Here is a 17,712-nt window from a genome sequence, read left to right as displayed (position 1 = left end):
TTTACAGGGCGGCCCCTGAGGCTATAAAGAATGAAAACTTTTACTGCTAAACCGGAAACAGTACAGCGCGACTGGTTTGTCGTCGACGCTGCAGGTCAGACCCTGGGTCGTCTGGCCACCGAAATCGCGAGCCGTCTGCGTGGCAAGCATAAAGCTGAGTACACTCCTCACGTTGACACCGGCGACTACATCGTCGTTATCAATGCCGAGCAGATTCGTGTAACCGGTGCTAAAACCACCGACAAAATCTACTACTCCCACTCCGGTTTCCCGGGCGGCATCAAGTCGATCAACTTTGAAAAGCTGATCGCTAAAGCCCCTGAGCGCGTGATCGAGACCGCGGTCAAAGGCATGCTGCCTAAGAACCCGCTGGGTCGCGACATGTATCGTAAGCTGAAAGTCTATGCGGGCGCTGTACACCCTCATACTGCTCAGCAGCCCCAAGAACTGAAGTTTTAACGGAATAGTTCATTATGTCGGCGACTCAAAATTACGGCACTGGCCGTCGCAAGACCGCAACCGCACGCGTTTTCCTGCGTCCGGGTACTGGTAACATCTCCATCAACAACCGTTCGCTGGATAATTTCTTCGGCCGCGAAACTGCCCGCATGGTAGTTCGTCAGCCGCTGGAATTGACTGAGACTGTCGAGAAGTTCGACATCTACGTCACCGTGATCGGCGGTGGTGTAAGTGGTCAAGCTGGCGCAATCCGCCACGGTATCACTCGCGCTCTGATGCAGTACGACGAAACCCTGCGTGGCGCTCTGCGCAAAGCTGGCTTCGTGACTCGCGATGCTCGTGAAGTTGAACGTAAGAAAGTTGGTCTGCGTAAAGCGCGTAAGCGTCCGCAGTACTCGAAGCGTTAATTCGCTTCCACGTTCAAAAAAGAACGCCCAGTTTCCTCACGGAGCTGGGCGTTTTTTTATGGGAGCGATTTATCAAAGAATTGCTCTGTGACAACTTGCCACAGCCGTAGAGGCCCTATACTGCAAGGCTTGGCAGTGGAGCCCTTGGGTAATTACCTTGTCAGAATTGGGGCTTTTCATTACCATTCGGCAAAATTTTTATAAGTACATAGATTTACTTAGTAGATGCCTGATTTAACAGGCCACAAAGCTGATGGGAGAGGACTGAATGAGCAATGACGGCGTGAATGCAGGCCGGCGTCGCTTCTTGGTAGCAGCCACATCCGTGGTGGGTGCTGCAGGAGCGGTGGGGGCTGCGGTCCCGTTCGTGGGGTCATGGTTTCCCAGTGCCAAGGCGAAAGCCGCAGGTGCACCGGTGAAAGTGAATGTCAGCAAAATCGAACCAGGCCAGCAGATGATTGCTGAGTGGCGCGGTCAGCCGGTATTCATCGTCCGCCGTACCGAGGAAATCCTGGGGAATCTGAAAAAGATCGAGGGCCAGCTGTCTGACCCGACCTCCAAGAACTCGACACAACCGACTTATGTCGACCCGGAAACGCGTTCGATCAAGCCAGAGGTTCTGCTGCTGATCGGAATCTGCACGCACCTGGGTTGCTCGCCGACTTTCCGTCCGGAAGTGGCACCTGCTGATCTGGGCAAGGACTGGGTAGGTGGTTATTTCTGCCCTTGCCACGGCTCCCACTACGACCTGGCTGGTCGCGTCTACAAGTCGCAACCTGCGCCTTTGAACCTGCCAGTTCCCCCGCATTCCTATGAGACCGATGAGATCATCGTAATCGGCGTCGATAAGGAGAACGCGTGATGAGCAAGTTCATGGATTGGGTTGATGCGCGCTTTCCCGCCACTAAAATGTGGGAAGACCATCTCAGCAAGTATTACGCTCCGAAGAACTTCAACTTCTTCTATTTCTTTGGCTCGCTGGCGCTGCTCGTTCTGGTCAACCAGATCGTCACTGGTGTCTGGCTGACCATGAGCTACACCCCGTCGGCGGAAGAAGCCTTTGCTTCCGTCGAATACATCATGCGTGACGTCGAATACGGCTCGATCCTGCGTCTGCTGCATGCGGTCGGTGCTTCGATGTTCTTCATCGTGGTCTACCTGCACATGTTCCGTGGCTTGCTCTACGGTTCGTACCAGAAGCCGCGTGAGCTGGTGTGGGTCTTCGGCATGCTGATCTACCTGGCGTTGATGGCTGAAGCCTTCATGGGCTACCTGCTGCCGTGGGGCCAGATGTCCTACTGGGGTGCCCAGGTGATCATCTCGCTGTTCGGTGCGATCCCGCTCATCGGTGACGACCTGACCCAGTGGATCCGTGGTGACTACCTGATTTCCGGGATCACCCTGAACCGCTTCTTCGCGCTCCATGTCGTGGCCTTGCCGATCGTGATTCTGGGTCTGGTGGTGCTGCACGTTCTTGCGCTGCACGAAGTCGGGTCCAACAACCCGGACGGCGTAGACATCAAGAAACACAAGGACGAAAACGGCGTACCGCTGGATGGCATCGCTTTCCACCCGTACTACACCGTGAAAGATATCGTCGGCGTGGTGGTGTTCCTGTTCATCTTCTGCTCGATCGTGTTCTTCTTCCCGGAGATGGGCGGTTATTTCCTCGAGAAGCCGAACTTTGAAGTGGCCAACGCCTTCAAGACCCCAGAGCACATTGCTCCGGTCTGGTACTTCACTCCGTTCTACGCGATCTTGCGTGCGGTTCCGGACAAGCTCCTAGGTGTTATCGCCATGGGCGCGGCCATTGCGGTGTTGTTCGTCCTGCCTTGGCTGGATCGCAGTCCGGTCAAGTCGATGCGCTACAAGGGCTGGCTAAGCAAGATCTGGCTGGTGGTGTTCTGCGTTTCGTTCGTGATCCTCGGCATCCTCGGTGTCCTGGCTCCGACTCCAGGCCGTACCTTGCTGTCGCAGGTGTGTACCTTCCTGTACTTCGCCTACTTCATTCTGATGCCGTTCTACACCAGGCTCGAGAAGACCAAACCGGTTCCGGAAAGGGTGACTGGCTGATGAAAAAGCTATTTGCTGTACTGATTCTTGCTGCAATGCCTGTGCTGTCCTTTGCCGCTGAACATGGTGGCCCGGAGCTGGAAAAGGTCGATATCGACGTTTCCGACAAAGCGGCCATGCAGGACGGCGCTCGTACGTTCGCCAACTACTGCATGGGCTGCCACAGCGCCAAGTTCCAGCGTTACGAGCGAGTGGCCGACGACCTGGGCATCCCGCACGACCTGATGCTCTCGAACCTGGTGTTCACGGGTGCCAAGATCGGCGATCACATGAGCATCGGCATGCAGCCTGCAGACGCCAAGACCTGGTTCGGTGCGGCACCGCCCGACCTGACCCTGGTTGCCCGCGTACGTGGCACCGACTGGCTCTACGGTTACCTGAAGTCGTTCTACGAAGATCCGTCGCGCCCTTGGGGTGTCAATAACAAGGTCTTCCCGAACGTCGGCATGCCTAACGTGCTGGTCGGCCTGCAGGGTCGCCAGGTAGTTGGCTGCAAACAGGTGCAGATCGTCGAGGACGGGAAGAAGCAATATGACCCTCTGACCGGTACGCCGCTGACTCATGAAGCTTGTGATCAGCTGACTATCGTGCCGAAAAGTGGAGCGCTGACCGAAGAGCAGTTCGATGAGAAGGTCAAGAATCTGGTAACCTTCCTCGCTTACTCGGCTAACCCGGTTAAGCTGCAACATCAGCGCATCGGTACGTACGTATTGCTGTACCTGGCGTTCTTCTTCGTATTCGCTTACCTGCTCAAGCGCGAATACTGGAAAGACGTGCACTGATAACGTTTCAAGCAATTGCTGTTAATCGCGCGCGCCCAAGGGCGTCTCTGAAGATGTAACGTATCTGGTGATCCAGACGTTACGGAGAGGCGCCCTCTGGGCGCGCTCGTTTTTCCGCTTTCGAAATTTCAACAAGCGAGGAGGACCGCCATGGGCGTGACCAATCGGTTGGCCTGTTACTCCGACCCCGCCGACCACTATTCCCACCGGGTACGTATCGTACTCGCAGAGAAGGGTGTCAGCGCCGAGATCATTTATGTGGAAGCTGGTCGCCAGCCGCCTAAACTGATCGAAGTGAACCCTTACGGAAGTTTGCCCACCCTGGTCGATCGTGACCTGGCGTTGTGGGAATCGACCGTAGTGATGGAATATCTGGATGAGCGTTACCCGCACCCGCCGCTACTGCCGGTTTATCCCGTGGCGCGTGCCAACAGCCGTCTGCTGATCCATCGTATCCAGCGTGACTGGTGTGGCCTGGTGGATCTGATCCTGGATTCGCGGACCAAGGAAGCAGCCCGAGTCGTGGCCCGCAAGGAGCTGCGCGAAAGCCTGACAGGCGTGTCGCCGTTGTTCGCGGACAAGCCGTTTTTCCTCAGCGAGGAACAAAGTCTGGTGGATTGCTGCCTATTACCCATACTCTGGCGCTTGCCGATTCTGGGTATCGAATTGCCGCGGCCTGCGAAGCCGCTGCTTGATTATATGGAGCGCTCGTTTGCGCGTGAGGCTTTCCAGGCGAGTCTGTCTGGCGTCGAACGCGATATGCGCTAAGGCTTAAGGAGCCGCTATGAACTCCAGTCGACCTTATCTGGTCCGCGCGCTCTATGAGTGGATTGTAGATAACGATTGCACCCCGCACATGCTGGTCAATTCCGAGTATCCGTCGGTTCAGGTGCCTCAGGGCTTTGCCAGTGACGGACAGATTGTCCTGAACGTATCGCCGGCAGCCGTGCGGCATTTGCACATGGACAACGAAGCGGTCAGCTTCGAAGGGCGCTTCGGTGGCGTGCCGCACACCCTGTACGTGCCTATCGCATCGATCCTGGGCATTTACGCTCGGGAGAACGGTCAGGGCATGGTGTTTGATCTGGAATCGCCTATGGAAGACGAGGAAGAGATCGAGCCGGATGACGATATCCCGCCGCCCGACAGCGAGCCGCCGCGACCAAGCGGACGGCCAAGTTTGAAGGTGGTGAAGTAATAAAAAAGGCGATCCGAATGGATCGCCTTTTTTGTGCGCAACAATTCATGTGGGAGCGGGCTTGCTCGCGAAAGCGGAGCGTCAGTCAACATCGTCGTTGAATGTTAAACCGTCTTCGCGAGCAAGCCCGCTCCCACAGGTGTCAGTCGATATATTCAAACAACTTAACAATCTTCTGCACCCCAGAAACGCCCTGCACCAGATTGGTCGCCTGGGCCGCTTCCTGCTTGGTCAGCAGGCCCAGCAGGTAGACGATACCGTTCTCGGTGACAACCTTGATGCGCGAACCCGGAATGCTCGCATCGGTGAGCATCTGGGTCTTGATCTTGGAGGTCAGCCAGGTGTCGTTCTGGCGAGCCAGGAAACCGGAAGGAGGCAGCACCTGCAGTTCGTTATGCACCTTCTTCACGCGCTGGACTGTGGATGCGGCCTGTTCGGCCTTGGCCTTGAGTTCGGCGGTAGGCGTTTGCCCGGCCAGCAGTACGACGCCGTTAAAGCTGGTGACGACGATGTGCGAATCGTTGTCCAGGGCTGGATCGGCCTTGGCGACGTTCACGCCGACCTTGGTTTCGATCAGGGTGTCATCGATCTTGCTGCCGAAAGTACGGGTTCCGCGGTCATCATCAATTGGCGCTTCACGGCTGGCGTTAACCACCGAAGTGCAGCCGCTGATGCCGAGGCACAGTGTCAGGGCCAGTAGGCCTAGGCGATTAGGGGTCATTCTTCACTCCCGAACAGTTGGCTGTCGATCAAGTCGCAGAGGCAATGGATCGCCAGCAGGTGGACTTCCTGAATACGTGCAGTGACGTTGGCCGGGACGCGGATCTCGACGTCCTCGGGCAAAAGCAGCGACGCCATGCCGCCACCGTCGCGGCCCGTCATTGCTACGACAATCATTTCGCGATCATGTGCGGCCTGGATCGCTTGAATAATGTTTGCCGAGTTGCCGCTGGTCGAAATCGCCAGCAGTACATCGCCCGGTTGGCCCAAGGCGCGGATCTGCTTGGAGAAGATTTCGTTGTAGCTGTAATCGTTGGCGATCGAGGTAATCGTCGAGCTGTCGGTGGTCAGTGCAATGGCTGGCAGGCTCGGGCGCTCGCGTTCGAAGCGGTTGAGCAGCTCCGAGGAGAAATGCTGGGCGTCGCCAGCCGAGCCGCCATTGCCGCAGGACAGCATCTTGCCCTCGTTGAGCAGGGCGTTGACCATCACCTGGCTGGCTTGCTCGATGTGCGGTGCAAGTACGTCCATCGCCATTTGCTTGGTATCGATACTGGCCTGAAAAAGCTGGCGAATTCGGGATTGCATGTCCATCTGTGTGACCTTAATTGGCGCGGCTACTTGGCACAGGGATGTGCAGCCCGCAAAGCAAAGAGCAAAAGTGTTGGGTGGAAGTGTCCGGTTCAGCGCGCGGTCGGTCAGCTGTCGAAGGCATTTTGCAACCAGTTCAACTGATCGAGATTGCTGTCGATGGCAATCACGTCGAAACGGCAAGGGGAATTGGCCCAGCGCGACTCTCGCTGAAGAAAATACTGCGCGGCAAAAATCAGCTTCTGCCGTTTGCGCTCATCGATGCTATCGAGCGCGCCACCCCATTGAGTGTTTTTTCTGTAGCGGACTTCAACGAATACTACTGTATCGCCATCGAGCATGACCAGATCAAGCTCACCGCGTTTGCATAACCAGTTCTGCGCCACCAGGCGCAGACCCTGTTGTTGCAGATGCTCGAGCGCGTGGCGCTCGGCATCCTGACCGCTTTGTCGACGAGACCTCTCGGGCATCAGCGCGAGGTGTCCGGCAGGCGCTGGACCTGGCCATTGACGAACTGCGCCCATGGCAACTGGCGTTCGACGCGCTGGTTCTGGGTCATGCCCAGGCTGCCCGACTCACCTTCGATGCGGCTGTCCGGCAAAGCCTTGAGCTGCCCCAGGCGAGGTGCCAGGCGGTAGGCATCGGCGCCCATCGCATACAGGCGACCGAGGCTGCCGGCGGCTTGCGGCCACTGCGCGGTAACCTGCTTGCGCAGCGGATCGTTGACGTCCAGCAGCCACGGGGTTTCGCAAAAGCGCACGCCGTTCATGTCGTTGTACTGGTTCACATCACCGCTGGCGCTGTAAACGTGGGAAGTGGCATAGACCGGCACGTCACCCGCGTACTGGAAGTTCAGCGTCGGTTTGATCTGCTGGGCCTGTTGTGGAGTTGCCGCGAGGAAGATGAACTCGATGTCCTGGCGGCGTGAAGGCTGGGCAGCGACCTGCGAACCAACGGTGCTTTGCAGGCTCTTGGCGCGACCTTCACTCTGACGCAGCTGGAACATGTCGGCGATCTGCTGGGCCAGTTGCACCGGTTGGTCAACACGTTCGGTGGCGACGATGCTGCCACCGTTGGCTTGCCAATCCTGGCTGAACGCGCGCAACACACGATCGCCCCATTCGCCTTTCGGCACCATGATGGCGGCGCGGGTCAGGCCATCGGCGCGAGCGCGACGGGAAACTTCGCGGGCTTCGTCTTCTGCGGCCAGGCCGAACTGGAACAATTGCGCCGGACCCTGGGTGCCTTCGCTGTAGTTCAGGGCCAGGGTGGTGATCGGCAGTTGCAGGCGAGTGCTGAGCTGTTTGACCAGCGGCTTCTCCAGCGGCCCAACCACCAGTTGCACGCCGTCGGCCTGGGCCTTGCGGTAGAACTCGTCCATGGAGGTCAGGCGCGAGCTGTCATAGAACTCGATCGCTGGAGGATTCTGGCCCGCTTGCTGCGCCTGGTAGTGAGCCGCCATGAAGCCTTCACGCAGCGCCTTGCCGACTGCGGCCAGTGGCCCGTCCTGCGGCAGCAGCAAGCCGATCTTGCCCAGGGGCTGGCTGGCCAGCTCCTTGAGTTTGGTCAGGGGGATCGGCAGCTGGATGGCGGCCGGGTGCTTGGGATTCTGTGCGCGCCAGTTATCGATTGCGGCTTGCTGTTGTTCCAGGGTGCCCGCCGTCTTCACGGCCAGCGCCAGGCTCATCCAGCCACCGAGGTCGTCGGTGGAAGTCGGCTGCAGTTGATCGGTTGGCAACGAAGCGATCAGGGTCCAGATCGCTTCATGATTCTTGCTGGCCGCTTCGCCTTCGAGCATCGGGGCAATGAAAATGCGCTCCCGTGCGGCTGCCAGGGTCTGGCCGTCGGCTTCAAGCGCGCGGGCATGCACGGTGCCGGTACGCACCTGTTGCTCGACCGGCAGTTCGCTCAGGCGTTGCAGGCTCGGGTGGCTCAAGGCGGTCAAGGCTGCCTTGGGCTGGTTGCGCACCATCGCCAGTTCCGCCGCCAGGGTGCTGGCGAACACCTGTTGGCCAGGTTTGAGTTGTTCCACAGGCACTTGCTGGAGAATTTGCGCGGATTGCCCGGCGTTACCCTGGCGATAAGCCAGGTCGGCGGCGCTCAGGCGCAACAGTGCAGCTTTCTCCGGGTCTTTGCTCTGGGAAGCCTGTTCGAGCAGTTGCTCGATGCTGGCATCCGGAGTCCGTGGAAGGTCGCCAAGGCTGGAAGAGGGCGAGCTGGCGCAAGCCGCCAGCAAGGCAGCGAGGCAGAGGGCAGTGAACAGCCGCAGGCAAGCGATCATGTAGTGTTCCTGATACTCGATCAAATTAGCGTGGAATTGTACCCAAGCACTGGCCGGGGCGCGATGTTACTGGCGTGAATCGATCAATTTAGCTCATGCAAATGTTGCAGCGCGGCATCTGCAGCTGGAAAACCCGCATTACCTGACGCCTGTCGCCGGCGGCGCTACGCGCTACAATGGCGACTTTTACCGATCATGAGGTGTGCGCTTTGACTGCTCCAGGTGCTTTGAATTCCGCTGCTGGCTCGCTTTATGTGGTGGCGACGCCCATCGGCAACCTGGACGACATCAGTGCGCGCGCCCTGAAGATCCTCCGCGATGTCGCGCTGATTGCCGCCGAAGACACCCGGCACTCCCAGCGCCTGATGCAGCACTTCGGCATTCCAACGCCGTTGGCGGCCTGCCATGAGCACAACGAGCGGGATGAAGGTAGTCGCTTTATTACCCGTCTGTTGGCCGGTGACGATGTGGCATTGATATCCGATGCTGGCACTCCGTTGATTTCCGATCCGGGTTATCACCTGGTGCGCCAGGCCCGCGCGGCGGGTATTAATGTGGTGCCGGTACCGGGTGCCTGTGCACTGATTGCGGCATTGTCGGCGGCGGGCCTGCCGTCGGACCGGTTCATCTTCGAAGGCTTTCTGCCTGCCAAGGCCGTAGGGCGCCGGGCCCGCCTGGAGCTGGTCAAGGAAGAGCCGCGCACGCTGATCTTCTATGAGGCGCCGCACCGTATCCTGGAGTGCCTGCAGGATATGGAGCTGGTGTTTGGTGGTGAGCGGCCGGCGTTGCTGGCCCGGGAGATCACCAAGACTTTTGAAACCCTCAAAGGCTTGCCGCTGGCCGAGTTGCGCGAGTTCGTCGAGTCGGACAGCAACCAGCAGCGCGGAGAGTGCGTGGTGCTGGTGGCGGGTTGGTCTGTCCCCGAGACTGAAGACGCGGTCAGCAGCGAGGCGATGCGCATTCTCAATCTGCTGCTCGAAGAAATGCCGCTCAAGCGTGCCGCCGCTCTGGCCGCGCAAATCACTGGCGAACGCAAGAATGTGCTTTATCAAGTCGCCCTGGATAAACAGAAGGGCGAGTAAAAACCCGACGCGCAGGAGCGGCCAAAGGCGTTTAGCGCTTGTTCTTCGGGCGCTGTGCCGTTAACCTTCGCGGCGGAGAGTCGATCGGACAGTCGCTGCCCTCTATGAAAATTAGGGGGGGGAGGAAAGTCCGGGCTCCATAGGGCGAAGTGCCAGGTAATGCCTGGGAGGCGTGAGCCTACGGAAAGTGCCACAGAAAATAACCGCCTAAGCGCTTCGGCGCCGGTAAGGGTGAAAAGGTGCGGTAAGAGCGCACCGCACGTCTGGCAACAGTTCGTGGCTAGGTAAACCCCACTTGGAGCAAGACCAAATAGGGTCCCAAGGCGTGGCCCGCGCTGGGACCGGGTAGGTTGCTAAAGGTGTCCAGTGATGGCCATCGTAGACGAATGACTGTTCAAGACAGAACCCGGCTTACAGATCGACTCTCCACCTTTTTTCCCTCCCTGTTTGCAGCAATGGACAGGGCGCAGACAGTAACGCTTTTTCCCCTTCCAGAAACGTCAGCAGAAGCACTTTCGTAATACCAAAAAAATCTTACTCTTAACAAACTACTTTAACTTCCGAGCGCAGCCCTCAGTGCTGGTTCAAGTTATTGAGCAAGATTATGTGTCAGATTCCCGTTACCCCTCCTTTTGCGCTCCTAAATCACAGTTATGTAAGACTTTTCCTTTACCGCGCGCCTTGACGGTGTGGTGGGCGCATTCCTATAGTGTGCGCAAGTGGCGGAAAGTGGCATGAAGTGGGTTTTTTGAGCTCAAAACGCTAAAATTTGGAGAAACGCTGACGTGTTTCGCGGAGCTAACGCTATCAGTCTCGACGCAAAGGGCCGTCTCGCTATGCCGAGCCGGTATCGCGACGAGCTCGTTTCGCGTAGTTCCGGGCAATTAATCGTCACAATCGATGCCGTTGATCCATGTTTATGTGTTTACCCCCTCGATGAGTGGGAAATTATTGAAACCAAACTGCGCGCACTGCCTTCGCTTCGCGAAGAAAACCGCCGGCTGCAACGTTTACTGATCGGTAATGCCGTCGACCTCGAGCTCGATGGCAGCGGTCGTTTTCTGGTTCCACCGCGTTTGCGTGAATATGCCAAGTTGGATAAACGCGCGATGTTGGTAGGCCAGCTGAACAAGTTCCAATTATGGGACGAGGATGCCTGGGATGCGGTTTCTGCCGCTGACCTGGCTGCTATTCAACAACCGGGCGCCATGCCTGATGAACTGCGTGATTTAATTCTGTGACTATTGATAGCGGCTTCAACCACATCACCGTACTGCTTGACGAAGCCGTCGAGGCACTCGCCGTACGTCCTGATGGCTGCTATCTGGACGGTACGTTCGGACGCGGCGGGCATAGCCGTTTGATCCTCAGCCAGCTCGGTCCCGATGGCCGGTTGCTCGGATTCGACAAAGATCCTCAAGCGATTGCCACAGGGCAAACGCTGGCGGCCGAAGACGGCCGCTTTGTCGTTGTGCAGCGCAGCTTTGCCGAGCTGGGTTCGGAAGTTGCCGAGCGCGGCCTGGCGGGCAAGGTCAGCGGCATTCTGCTCGACCTCGGCGTGTCTTCGCCGCAGCTTGATGATCCGGAACGCGGATTCAGTTTCCTCAACGATGGCCCGCTGGACATGCGCATGGATCCTTCGCGAGGGGTCAGCGCTGCCGAATTCGTCAACACTGCGCCTGTGGAAGAGATCGCCCGGGTGTTCAAGGAATACGGCGAAGAACGTTTCTCCGGACGCATGGCCCGCGCTGTCGCCGAGCGTCGTGACATCAAGCCATTCGAGCGCACCGCCGACCTGGCTGAAGTGTTGAAAGTGGCCAACCCTGCCTGGGAGAAGGGCAAGAACCCGGCGACCCGTGCATTCCAGGGTTTGCGTATCCACGTCAACAACGAGCTGGGCGACCTGGAAGCCGGTCTCGAAGCTGCCCTGGAGTGCCTGGAAGTCGGCGGCCGCCTGGTAGTGATCAGCTTTCACTCCCTGGAAGACCGCATCGTCAAACTGTTCATGCGCAAGCTGGTGAAGGGCGAAGCCGACAACCTGCCGCGCAATCTGCCAGTCCGGCACGTGGCCTTCGAGCCAAAAATCAAAGTCCATGGCAAAGCGCAGTCCGCCTCCGAGGCCGAACTCAAAGCCAACCCACGTTCCCGTAGCGCCGTCATGCGTGTCGCGGAGAAGTTGCGGTGAGCAAGCTTTTCGCCAAGCCACTTCCCGGCGGAAGCTTTTTCATGCTGCTGTTGTTTGTCGGCGTGCTCGTGTCGGCTATCGGTGTTTCCTACAGTGCCCACTGGAACCGTCAGCTGCTGAACACGCTTTACAACGAATTGAGCGTGCGCGACAAGGCGCAGGCAGAGTGGGGCCGCTTGATTCTCGAGCAGAGCACCTGGACCGCGCACAGCCGAATCGAAGTCCTGGCCTCCGAGCAGCTGAAGATGCGCATCCCCGGCGCCGCTGAAGTCCAGATGGTGGCGCCATGATGAAACTCGAAGGCGCACTGTTCCCATGGCGGTTTCGCCTGGTCCTGGGCTTGCTCGGCGTCATGGTCGCGGCTATCTGCTGGCGCATCATCGACCTGCAGATCGTCGACCGTGCCTTCCTTAAAGGCCAGGGCGACGCGCGCAGCGTGCGGCATATTCCGATTCCAGCTCACCGCGGCCTGATCACCGATCGTAACGGCGAGCCTTTGGCGGTCAGTACTCCGGTCACCACGCTGTGGGCCAACGCCAAGGAAATGCAACTGGCCAAGGAGAAATGGCCGGCATTGGCGGCTGCGTTGGGCCAGGACCCGAAAGCCCTGAGCGAGCGTCTCGAAGCCCAGGCCAACAAGGAATTCATTTACCTGGTGCGGGGGTTGACCCCGGAACAAGGCCAGTCGGTCCTCGATCTGAAAGTGCCAGGTGTCTACGGCATCGAAGAATTCCGGCGTTTTTATCCTGCCGGTGAAGTCACCGCGCACATGGTCGGGTTTACCGACATCGACGACCACGGTCGCGAAGGTGTCGAGCTGGCCTATGACGAATGGCTCGCCGGTGTCCCGGGCAAACGCCAGGTCATCAAGGACCGGCGCGGCCGACTGATCAAGGATGTCCAGGTCACCAAAAACGCCAAGGCCGGCAAGCCCTTGGCGTTGTCGATTGACCTGCGCCTGCAATATCTGGCCAACCGCGAGCTGCGCAACGCGATCATCGAGAACGGCGCCAAAGCCGGCAGCCTGGTGATCATGGATGTGAAGACCGGCGAAATCCTCGCCATGGTCAACCAGCCGACCTACAACCCGAACAACCGTCGCAACCTGCAGCCGGCGATGATGCGCAACCGCGCGATGATCGACGTGTTCGAGCCGGGTTCGACCATGAAAGCGATTTCCATGAGCGCCGCGATCGAGTCCGGCCGCTGGAAACCGACCGATACTGTCGAGGTTTACCCAGGTACCTTGCAGATCGGCAAATACACCATCAAGGACGTTTCCAAGTCCGAAGGGCCGGTACTTGACCTGACCGGTATCCTGATCAATTCCAGTAACGTCGGCATGAGCAAGATCGCTTTCGATATCGGTGGCGAAACCATTTTCCGCCTGGCGCAGAAAGTCGGCCTCGGCCAGGACACCGGCCTGGGCTTCCCGGGCGAGCGAGTCGGCAACCTGCCGAACTACCGCGAATGGCGCAAGGCTGAAACCGCCACGCTGTCTTACGGCTACGGTATTTCCGTGACCGCGATCCAGTTGGTCCACGCGTTCTCAGCCCTGGCCAACAACGGTCGCCTGGCGCCACTGACGCTGATCAAAACCGACAAGGCGCCGCAGACCACCCAGGTATTGCCTGAGACGGTCGCAAAAACCATGCAGACCATGCTGCAACAAGTGATCGAGGCCCCGCGCGGAGTTTTCCGTGCACAGGTCCCGGCATATCACGTGGGCGGCAAGTCGGGTACCGCGCGTAAAACGTCGGTCGGCACCAAGGGCTACGCCGAGAATTCCTACCGTTCGCTGTTCGCCGGCTTTGGCCCGATGAGCGATCCGCGTTACGCAATTGTTGTAGTCATCGATGAACCTAGCAAAGCCGGTTACTTCGGCGGCCTGGTATCGGCGCCGGTGTTCAGCAAAGTGATGTCCGGGACCTTGCGCCTGATGAACATCACTCCTGACAACCTGCCTCCGGTGCAGCAAGCCAATGCCACCCCGGCTGTTCCGCTGAAAGCCAATGGAGGGCGCGGCTGATGTCACTTAGTCTGAACAAGATATTCGCCCACGCCGGACGCGATCTGCTGATTCGCGAGCTGACCCTGGATAGTCGTAACGTGCGCGCGGGCGATCTGTTCCTCGCCGTGCCTGGCGGCAAGTTCGACGGACGTGCGCACATCGGCGATGCCTTGCAACGCGGCGCTGCAGCCGTGGCCTATGAAGTCGAAGGCGCCACTGTGCTGCCGATCACCGACGTGCCGCTGATCCCGGTCAAGGGCCTGGCAGCGCAGCTGTCGGACATCGCCGGACGATTTTACGGTGACCCCAGCCGCCACCTGAACTTGGTGGGTGTTACTGGCACCAACGGCAAGACCAGCGTTACCCAACTTGTCGCGCAAGCCCTGGACCTGCTCGGTCAGCATTGCGGCATCGTCGGCACCCTGGGCAGCGGCTTCTACGGCTCCCTGGAAAGCGGCCTGCACACCACGCCGAACCCGATTGCCGTACAGGCGACCCTTGCCGACCTGAAAAAAGCCGGGGCCAAAGCCGTAGCCATGGAAGTCTCCTCTCACGGTCTGGATCAGGGCCGAGTGACAGCCCTGGCGTTCGACGTGGCCGTGATGACCAACCTGTCCCGCGATCACCTGGATTACCACGGCACCATGCAGGCTTATGGCGAAGCCAAGGCGAAGCTGTTTGCCTGGAATGACCTGAAATGCCGCGTGGTCAATCTCGACGACGAGTTCGGCCGCCAATTGGCCTCCGACAAGCGCGAGTCGCGCCTGATCACCTACAGCCTGGAAAACACCAGCGCCTACCTTTATTGCCGTGAGGCGCATTTCGACGACGAAGGCGTGCGCGCCACGCTGGTCACGCCCCAGGGCGAGCATCATTTGCGCAGTACGCTGCTCGGTCGATTCAACCTGAGCAACGTGCTGGCCGCAGTCGGTGCCTTGCTCGGCCTGGACTACGCACTGGACGAAATTCTCAAGGTGCTGCCGAAACTCGAAGGCCCGGCCGGTCGCATGCAGCGCCTGGGTGGCGGCACGCAGCCGTTGGTAGTGGTCGATTACGCTCACACCCCAGATGCGCTGGAAAAAGTATTGATGGCCCTGCGTCCCCACGCCAAAGGTCGCTTGCTGTGCCTGTTCGGCTGCGGCGGTGATCGCGATCGCGGCAAGCGCCCGCTGATGGCGGAAGTGGTCGAGCGACTGGCGGACGGAGTGCTGGTCACCGACGACAACCCGCGTAACGAAGATCCATCAGTAATCTTCGACGACATCCGTGCCGGTTTCAGCGCTGTGGATAACGTGACTTTTGTTGCCGGCCGTGGCCAGGCGATCGCCCAGCTGATTGCCAGCGCTTCGGCTGATGACGTAATTGTCCTGGCGGGCAAAGGCCACGAGGACTATCAGGAAATCAATGGCGAACGTCAGCCGTTCTCCGACCTGGTCGAGGCCGATCGCGCCCTGACCGCATGGGAGGTGGCCCGTGCTTGAAGCCTTGAAATTGAGCGAACTCACCGGCGCGCTGAATGCTCGCCTGGTCAACACTGACGCGAGCTTCAATGGCGTCAGCATCGACAGCCGGGCCATCCAGCCTGGGCAGTTGTTTGTAGCCCTGACCGGCCCGCGGTTCGACGGGCATGACTATCTGAATGACGTTGCCGCCAAAGGCGCCGTTGCGGCATTGGTCGAGCGCGAAGTCGCCGACAGCCCGCTCGCGCAACTGGTGGTCAAAGACACCCGCCAGGCCCTCGGCCAGTTGGGCGCAATGAACCGTGTCGCGTTCACCCAGCCAGTGGCGGCCATCACCGGTTCCAGTGGCAAGACCACGGTCAAGGAAATGCTTGCGAGCATCCTGCGCACTCGTGGTCCCGTGCTGGCCACCCGCGGCAACCTGAACAACGACCTGGGTGTCCCGCTGACCCTGCTCGAACTGGCTCCGGAACATAAGGCCGCAGTGATCGAGCTGGGTGCTTCGCGGCTCGGCGAAATTGCCTACACCGTGGCCATGACCAAACCCCATGTTGCCGTGCTGAACAATGCTGGGACCGCCCACGTCGGCGAGTTTGGCGGGCCGGACAAAATCGTCGAGGCCAAGGGCGAGATTATCGAAGGGCTGGATGCCGATGGCATCGCCGTACTCAATCTCGATGACAAGGCTTTCGAAATCTGGAAGACCCGCGCAGCCGGGCGCAAAGTGCTGACCTTTGCCCTGAGCAATGTTGCCGCCGATTTCTACGCCAGTGACCTGGACCGCGATGCCCGCGGCTGCCCGGCGTTCAATCTGCACAGTCCCGAAGGTGTGGAGCGCGTTCAGCTGAACCTGCTCGGCACCCATAACGTCGCCAACGCCATGGCTGCAGCTGCGGCTGCCCATGCGCTGGGTGTGTCCCTGTCGGGCATTGCCAGCGGCCTCGGCGCGGTGCAACCGGTCAAGGGTCGCACCGTGGCTCAGCTGGCAAGCAATGGCATGCGCGTTATTGATGACACTTACAACGCGAACCCCACCTCCATGTGCGCCGCCGTTGATATACTCGCCGGCTTTTCCGGCCGCACCGTTCTGGTGCTCGGGGATATCGGCGAGTTGGGCGACTGGGCGGAGCAGGGGCACCGTGACGTTGGCGAGTACGCCCGCGGCAAGGTCGACGCGCTTTATGCGGTCGGGCCAATGATGGCTCATGCCGTGAACGCTTTTGGCGAACACGCCCATCACTTCAGCTCTCAGGCTGAACTGATCAAGGCGCTTGGCGCCGAGCAAGACACCAACACCACCATTTTGATCAAGGGCTCGCGCAGCGCTGCGATGGAAAACGTCGTTGCCGCTTTGTGCGGGTCCAGTTTGGAGAAACATTGATGCTGCTGCTGTTAGCGGAGTACTTGCAACAGTTCTACAAAGGCTTCGCGGTCTTCCAGTACCTGACCCTGCGCGGGATTCTCGGTGTGCTGACCGCGCTGGTCCTTTCGCTGTGCTATGGCCCGTGGATGATCCGTACCCTGCAGAAGCGTCAGATCGGCCAGTCGGTGCGTAACGATGGCCCGCAATCGCACCTGTCGAAGTCGGGCACCCCGACCATGGGCGGCGCGCTGATCCTGTCTTCCATCGGCGTCAGTACCTTGCTCTGGGCTGACCTGAGCAACCGATATGTCTGGACCGTATTGCTGGTAACCCTGCTGTTCGGCGCCATTGGCTGGGTGGATGACTACCGCAAGGTGATCGAGAAGAACTCCCGTGGCCTGCCGAGTCGCTGGAAATATTTCTGGCAGTCGGTGTTCGGCCTCGGCGCGGCGATCTTCCTGTTCATGACGGCTACCACGCCAGTGGAAACCACGCTGATCCTGCCGATGCTCAAGGACTACAGCATTCCTTTGGGCGCGGGTTTCATCGTCCTCACCTATTTCGTGATCGTTGGCTCGAGCAACGCGGTGAACCTGACCGACGGCCTCGACGGCCTGGCGATCATGCCGACCGTGATGGTTGGCGGCGGGTTGGGGATCTTCTGCTACCTGTCGGGTAACGTGAAATTCGCTGAATACCTGTTGATCCCGTATGTACCGGGCGCCGGTGAGCTGATCGTATTCTGCGGCGCGCTGATTGGTGCGGGCCTGGGCTTCCTCTGGTTCAACACCTACCCGGCACAAGTGTTCATGGGTGACGTCGGCGCGCTGGCGCTGGGCGCAGCCCTGGGCACCATTGCGGTGATCGTTCGCCAGGAAATCGTCCTGTTCATCATGGGCGGCGTGTTCGTCATGGAAACCCTGTCGGTGGTCATCCAGGTGGCCTCCTTCAAGTTGACCGGTCGCCGAGTGTTCCGCATGGCACCGATACACCACCACTTTGAACTCAAGGGCTGGCCCGAGCCGCGCGTGATCGTCCGATTCTGGATCATCACCGTGATTCTCGTGCTGGTTGGCCTTGCCACCCTGAAGCTGAGGTAGAAC

General features: G+C 59.3%; 19 protein-coding genes and 1 other RNA gene. 16 read left to right on the top strand and 4 right to left on the bottom strand.

Features of this window, described 5'->3' with window-relative positions; genetic code table 11:
- Nucleotides 1–30 precede the first annotated feature (30 nt).
- The 7 genes from rplM (at nt 31) to ORL50_RS19175 (ending at nt 4,919) form a co-directional block, all read left to right on the top strand.
- Nucleotides 31–459, top strand: coding sequence for a 50S ribosomal protein L13 (rplM, locus tag ORL50_RS19205; RefSeq protein WP_007905295.1), 429 nt, complete (start codon nt 31–33; stop codon nt 457–459).
- 14 nt (nt 460–473) lie between these two features.
- Complete coding sequence (gene rpsI, locus ORL50_RS19200) at nt 474–866, top strand: 30S ribosomal protein S9 (protein WP_002555064.1); 393 nt, start codon at nt 474–476, stop codon at nt 864–866.
- Nucleotides 867–1,134: 268 nt separating this feature from the next.
- A complete protein-coding gene (gene petA / locus ORL50_RS19195; protein ID WP_266017253.1) occupies nt 1,135–1,728 on the top strand; it encodes a ubiquinol-cytochrome c reductase iron-sulfur subunit in 594 nt (197 codons plus the stop codon).
- On the top strand, nt 1,728–2,939 hold the full coding sequence (locus tag ORL50_RS19190; protein WP_266017252.1) for a cytochrome b: 1,212 nt from the start codon (nt 1,728–1,730) through the stop codon (nt 2,937–2,939). Before petA ends, ORL50_RS19190 begins: the two co-directional genes overlap by 1 nt.
- Complete coding sequence (locus ORL50_RS19185) at nt 2,939–3,721, top strand: cytochrome c1 (protein ID WP_266017250.1); 783 nt, start codon at nt 2,939–2,941, stop codon at nt 3,719–3,721. Before ORL50_RS19190 ends, ORL50_RS19185 begins: the two co-directional genes overlap by 1 nt.
- Before the next feature lie 150 nt (nt 3,722–3,871).
- Nucleotides 3,872–4,489: a glutathione S-transferase N-terminal domain-containing protein gene (locus ORL50_RS19180; RefSeq protein WP_007905304.1), complete on the top strand. Its 618-nt coding sequence runs from the start codon at nt 3,872–3,874 to the stop codon at nt 4,487–4,489.
- Between the two features lie 16 nt (nt 4,490–4,505).
- Nucleotides 4,506–4,919, top strand: coding sequence for a ClpXP protease specificity-enhancing factor (locus ORL50_RS19175; protein ID WP_008155980.1), 414 nt, complete (start codon nt 4,506–4,508; stop codon nt 4,917–4,919).
- Between the two features lie 142 nt (nt 4,920–5,061).
- On the opposite strand, the gene ORL50_RS19170 is transcribed toward ORL50_RS19175, so the two are convergent.
- From ORL50_RS19170 to ORL50_RS19155, 4 genes are all read right to left on the bottom strand, one after another.
- A complete protein-coding gene (locus ORL50_RS19170; RefSeq protein ID WP_266017246.1) occupies nt 5,062–5,640 on the bottom strand; it encodes a BON domain-containing protein in 579 nt (192 codons plus the stop codon).
- Nucleotides 5,637–6,230 (bottom strand): phosphoheptose isomerase, encoded by a 594-nt coding sequence (locus tag ORL50_RS19165; protein WP_045059278.1) that lies wholly within the window; start codon nt 6,228–6,230, stop codon nt 5,637–5,639. The genes ORL50_RS19170 and ORL50_RS19165 overlap by 4 nt, the downstream gene beginning before the upstream one ends.
- 104 nt (nt 6,231–6,334) lie before the next feature.
- On the bottom strand, nt 6,335–6,697 hold the full coding sequence (locus ORL50_RS19160; protein WP_247292088.1) for a YraN family protein: 363 nt from the start codon (nt 6,695–6,697) through the stop codon (nt 6,335–6,337).
- On the bottom strand, nt 6,697–8,508 hold the full coding sequence (locus ORL50_RS19155; protein ID WP_266017243.1) for a penicillin-binding protein activator: 1,812 nt from the start codon (nt 8,506–8,508) through the stop codon (nt 6,697–6,699). The genes ORL50_RS19160 and ORL50_RS19155 overlap by 1 nt, the downstream gene beginning before the upstream one ends.
- 176 nt (nt 8,509–8,684) lie before the next feature.
- On the opposite strand from ORL50_RS19155, the gene rsmI reads away from it, so the two are divergent.
- The 9 genes from rsmI (at nt 8,685) to mraY (ending at nt 17,709) form a co-directional block, all read left to right on the top strand.
- On the top strand, nt 8,685–9,590 hold the full coding sequence (gene rsmI / locus ORL50_RS19150) for a 16S rRNA (cytidine(1402)-2'-O)-methyltransferase (protein ID WP_266017241.1): 906 nt from the start codon (nt 8,685–8,687) through the stop codon (nt 9,588–9,590).
- A gap of 76 nt (nt 9,591–9,666) precedes the next feature.
- Nucleotides 9,667–10,020: RNase P RNA component class A (rnpB, locus tag ORL50_RS19145), an RNA gene on the top strand.
- Nucleotides 10,021–10,375: 355 nt separating this feature from the next.
- Nucleotides 10,376–10,831, top strand: coding sequence for a division/cell wall cluster transcriptional repressor MraZ (gene mraZ / locus ORL50_RS19140; RefSeq protein WP_008147486.1), 456 nt, complete (start codon nt 10,376–10,378; stop codon nt 10,829–10,831).
- Nucleotides 10,828–11,775: a 16S rRNA (cytosine(1402)-N(4))-methyltransferase RsmH gene (gene rsmH, locus ORL50_RS19135; protein ID WP_416236034.1), complete on the top strand. Its 948-nt coding sequence runs from the start codon at nt 10,828–10,830 to the stop codon at nt 11,773–11,775. Before mraZ ends, rsmH begins: the two co-directional genes overlap by 4 nt.
- Nucleotides 11,772–12,065, top strand: coding sequence for a cell division protein FtsL (gene ftsL / locus ORL50_RS19130; RefSeq protein ID WP_266017235.1), 294 nt, complete (start codon nt 11,772–11,774; stop codon nt 12,063–12,065). The genes rsmH and ftsL overlap by 4 nt, the downstream gene beginning before the upstream one ends.
- Nucleotides 12,065–13,804, top strand: coding sequence for a peptidoglycan D,D-transpeptidase FtsI family protein (locus tag ORL50_RS19125; RefSeq protein ID WP_205940065.1), 1,740 nt, complete (start codon nt 12,065–12,067; stop codon nt 13,802–13,804). Before ftsL ends, ORL50_RS19125 begins: the two co-directional genes overlap by 1 nt.
- Entirely contained in the window at nt 13,804–15,267 is a 1,464-nt protein-coding gene (locus ORL50_RS19120; RefSeq protein WP_266017233.1) for a UDP-N-acetylmuramoyl-L-alanyl-D-glutamate--2,6-diaminopimelate ligase, read from the top strand. Before ORL50_RS19125 ends, ORL50_RS19120 begins: the two co-directional genes overlap by 1 nt.
- Nucleotides 15,260–16,627 (top strand): UDP-N-acetylmuramoyl-tripeptide--D-alanyl-D-alanine ligase, encoded by a 1,368-nt coding sequence (locus ORL50_RS19115; protein ID WP_266017232.1) that lies wholly within the window; start codon nt 15,260–15,262, stop codon nt 16,625–16,627. The genes ORL50_RS19120 and ORL50_RS19115 overlap by 8 nt, the downstream gene beginning before the upstream one ends.
- The gene (gene mraY / locus ORL50_RS19110) at nt 16,627–17,709 is read left to right on the top strand and encodes a phospho-N-acetylmuramoyl-pentapeptide-transferase (protein ID WP_266017231.1); all 1,083 of its coding nucleotides are present in this window, start codon (nt 16,627–16,629) and stop codon (nt 17,707–17,709) included. The genes ORL50_RS19115 and mraY overlap by 1 nt, the downstream gene beginning before the upstream one ends.
- Nucleotides 17,710–17,712: the final 3 nt, after the last annotated feature.

It is taken from the genome of Pseudomonas sp. RIT-562, from assembly GCF_026241895.1.
Classification (GTDB): domain Bacteria; phylum Pseudomonadota; class Gammaproteobacteria; order Pseudomonadales; family Pseudomonadaceae; genus Aquipseudomonas; species Aquipseudomonas mandelii_F.
This window is presented reverse-complemented; position numbering and strand designations above follow the sequence as displayed.

What these genes read in the sequence shown, in the direction of transcription:
- rplM (WP_007905295.1), top strand. Translation starts at nt 31, where the DNA reads ATGAAAACTTTTACTGCTAAACCGGAAACAGTACAGCGCGACTGGTTT.
- rpsI (WP_002555064.1), top strand. Translation starts at nt 474, where the DNA reads ATGTCGGCGACTCAAAATTACGGCACTGGCCGTCGCAAGACCGCAACC.
- petA (WP_266017253.1), top strand. Translation starts at nt 1,135, where the DNA reads ATGAGCAATGACGGCGTGAATGCAGGCCGGCGTCGCTTCTTGGTAGCA.
- ORL50_RS19190 (WP_266017252.1), top strand. Translation starts at nt 1,728, where the DNA reads ATGAGCAAGTTCATGGATTGGGTTGATGCGCGCTTTCCCGCCACTAAA.
- ORL50_RS19185 (WP_266017250.1), top strand. Translation starts at nt 2,939, where the DNA reads ATGAAAAAGCTATTTGCTGTACTGATTCTTGCTGCAATGCCTGTGCTG.
- ORL50_RS19180 (WP_007905304.1), top strand. Translation starts at nt 3,872, where the DNA reads ATGGGCGTGACCAATCGGTTGGCCTGTTACTCCGACCCCGCCGACCAC.
- ORL50_RS19175 (WP_008155980.1), top strand. Translation starts at nt 4,506, where the DNA reads ATGAACTCCAGTCGACCTTATCTGGTCCGCGCGCTCTATGAGTGGATT.
- ORL50_RS19170 (WP_266017246.1), bottom strand. Translation starts at nt 5,640, where the DNA reads ATGACCCCTAATCGCCTAGGCCTACTGGCCCTGACACTGTGCCTCGGC.
- ORL50_RS19165 (WP_045059278.1), bottom strand. Translation starts at nt 6,230, where the DNA reads ATGGACATGCAATCCCGAATTCGCCAGCTTTTTCAGGCCAGTATCGAT.
- ORL50_RS19160 (WP_247292088.1), bottom strand. Translation starts at nt 6,697, where the DNA reads ATGCCCGAGAGGTCTCGTCGACAAAGCGGTCAGGATGCCGAGCGCCAC.
- ORL50_RS19155 (WP_266017243.1), bottom strand. Translation starts at nt 8,508, where the DNA reads ATGATCGCTTGCCTGCGGCTGTTCACTGCCCTCTGCCTCGCTGCCTTG.
- rsmI (WP_266017241.1), top strand. Translation starts at nt 8,685, where the DNA reads ATGGCGACTTTTACCGATCATGAGGTGTGCGCTTTGACTGCTCCAGGT.
- ORL50_RS19125 (WP_205940065.1), top strand. Translation starts at nt 12,065, where the DNA reads ATGAAACTCGAAGGCGCACTGTTCCCATGGCGGTTTCGCCTGGTCCTG.
- ORL50_RS19120 (WP_266017233.1), top strand. Translation starts at nt 13,804, where the DNA reads ATGTCACTTAGTCTGAACAAGATATTCGCCCACGCCGGACGCGATCTG.
- mraY (WP_266017231.1), top strand. Translation starts at nt 16,627, where the DNA reads ATGCTGCTGCTGTTAGCGGAGTACTTGCAACAGTTCTACAAAGGCTTC.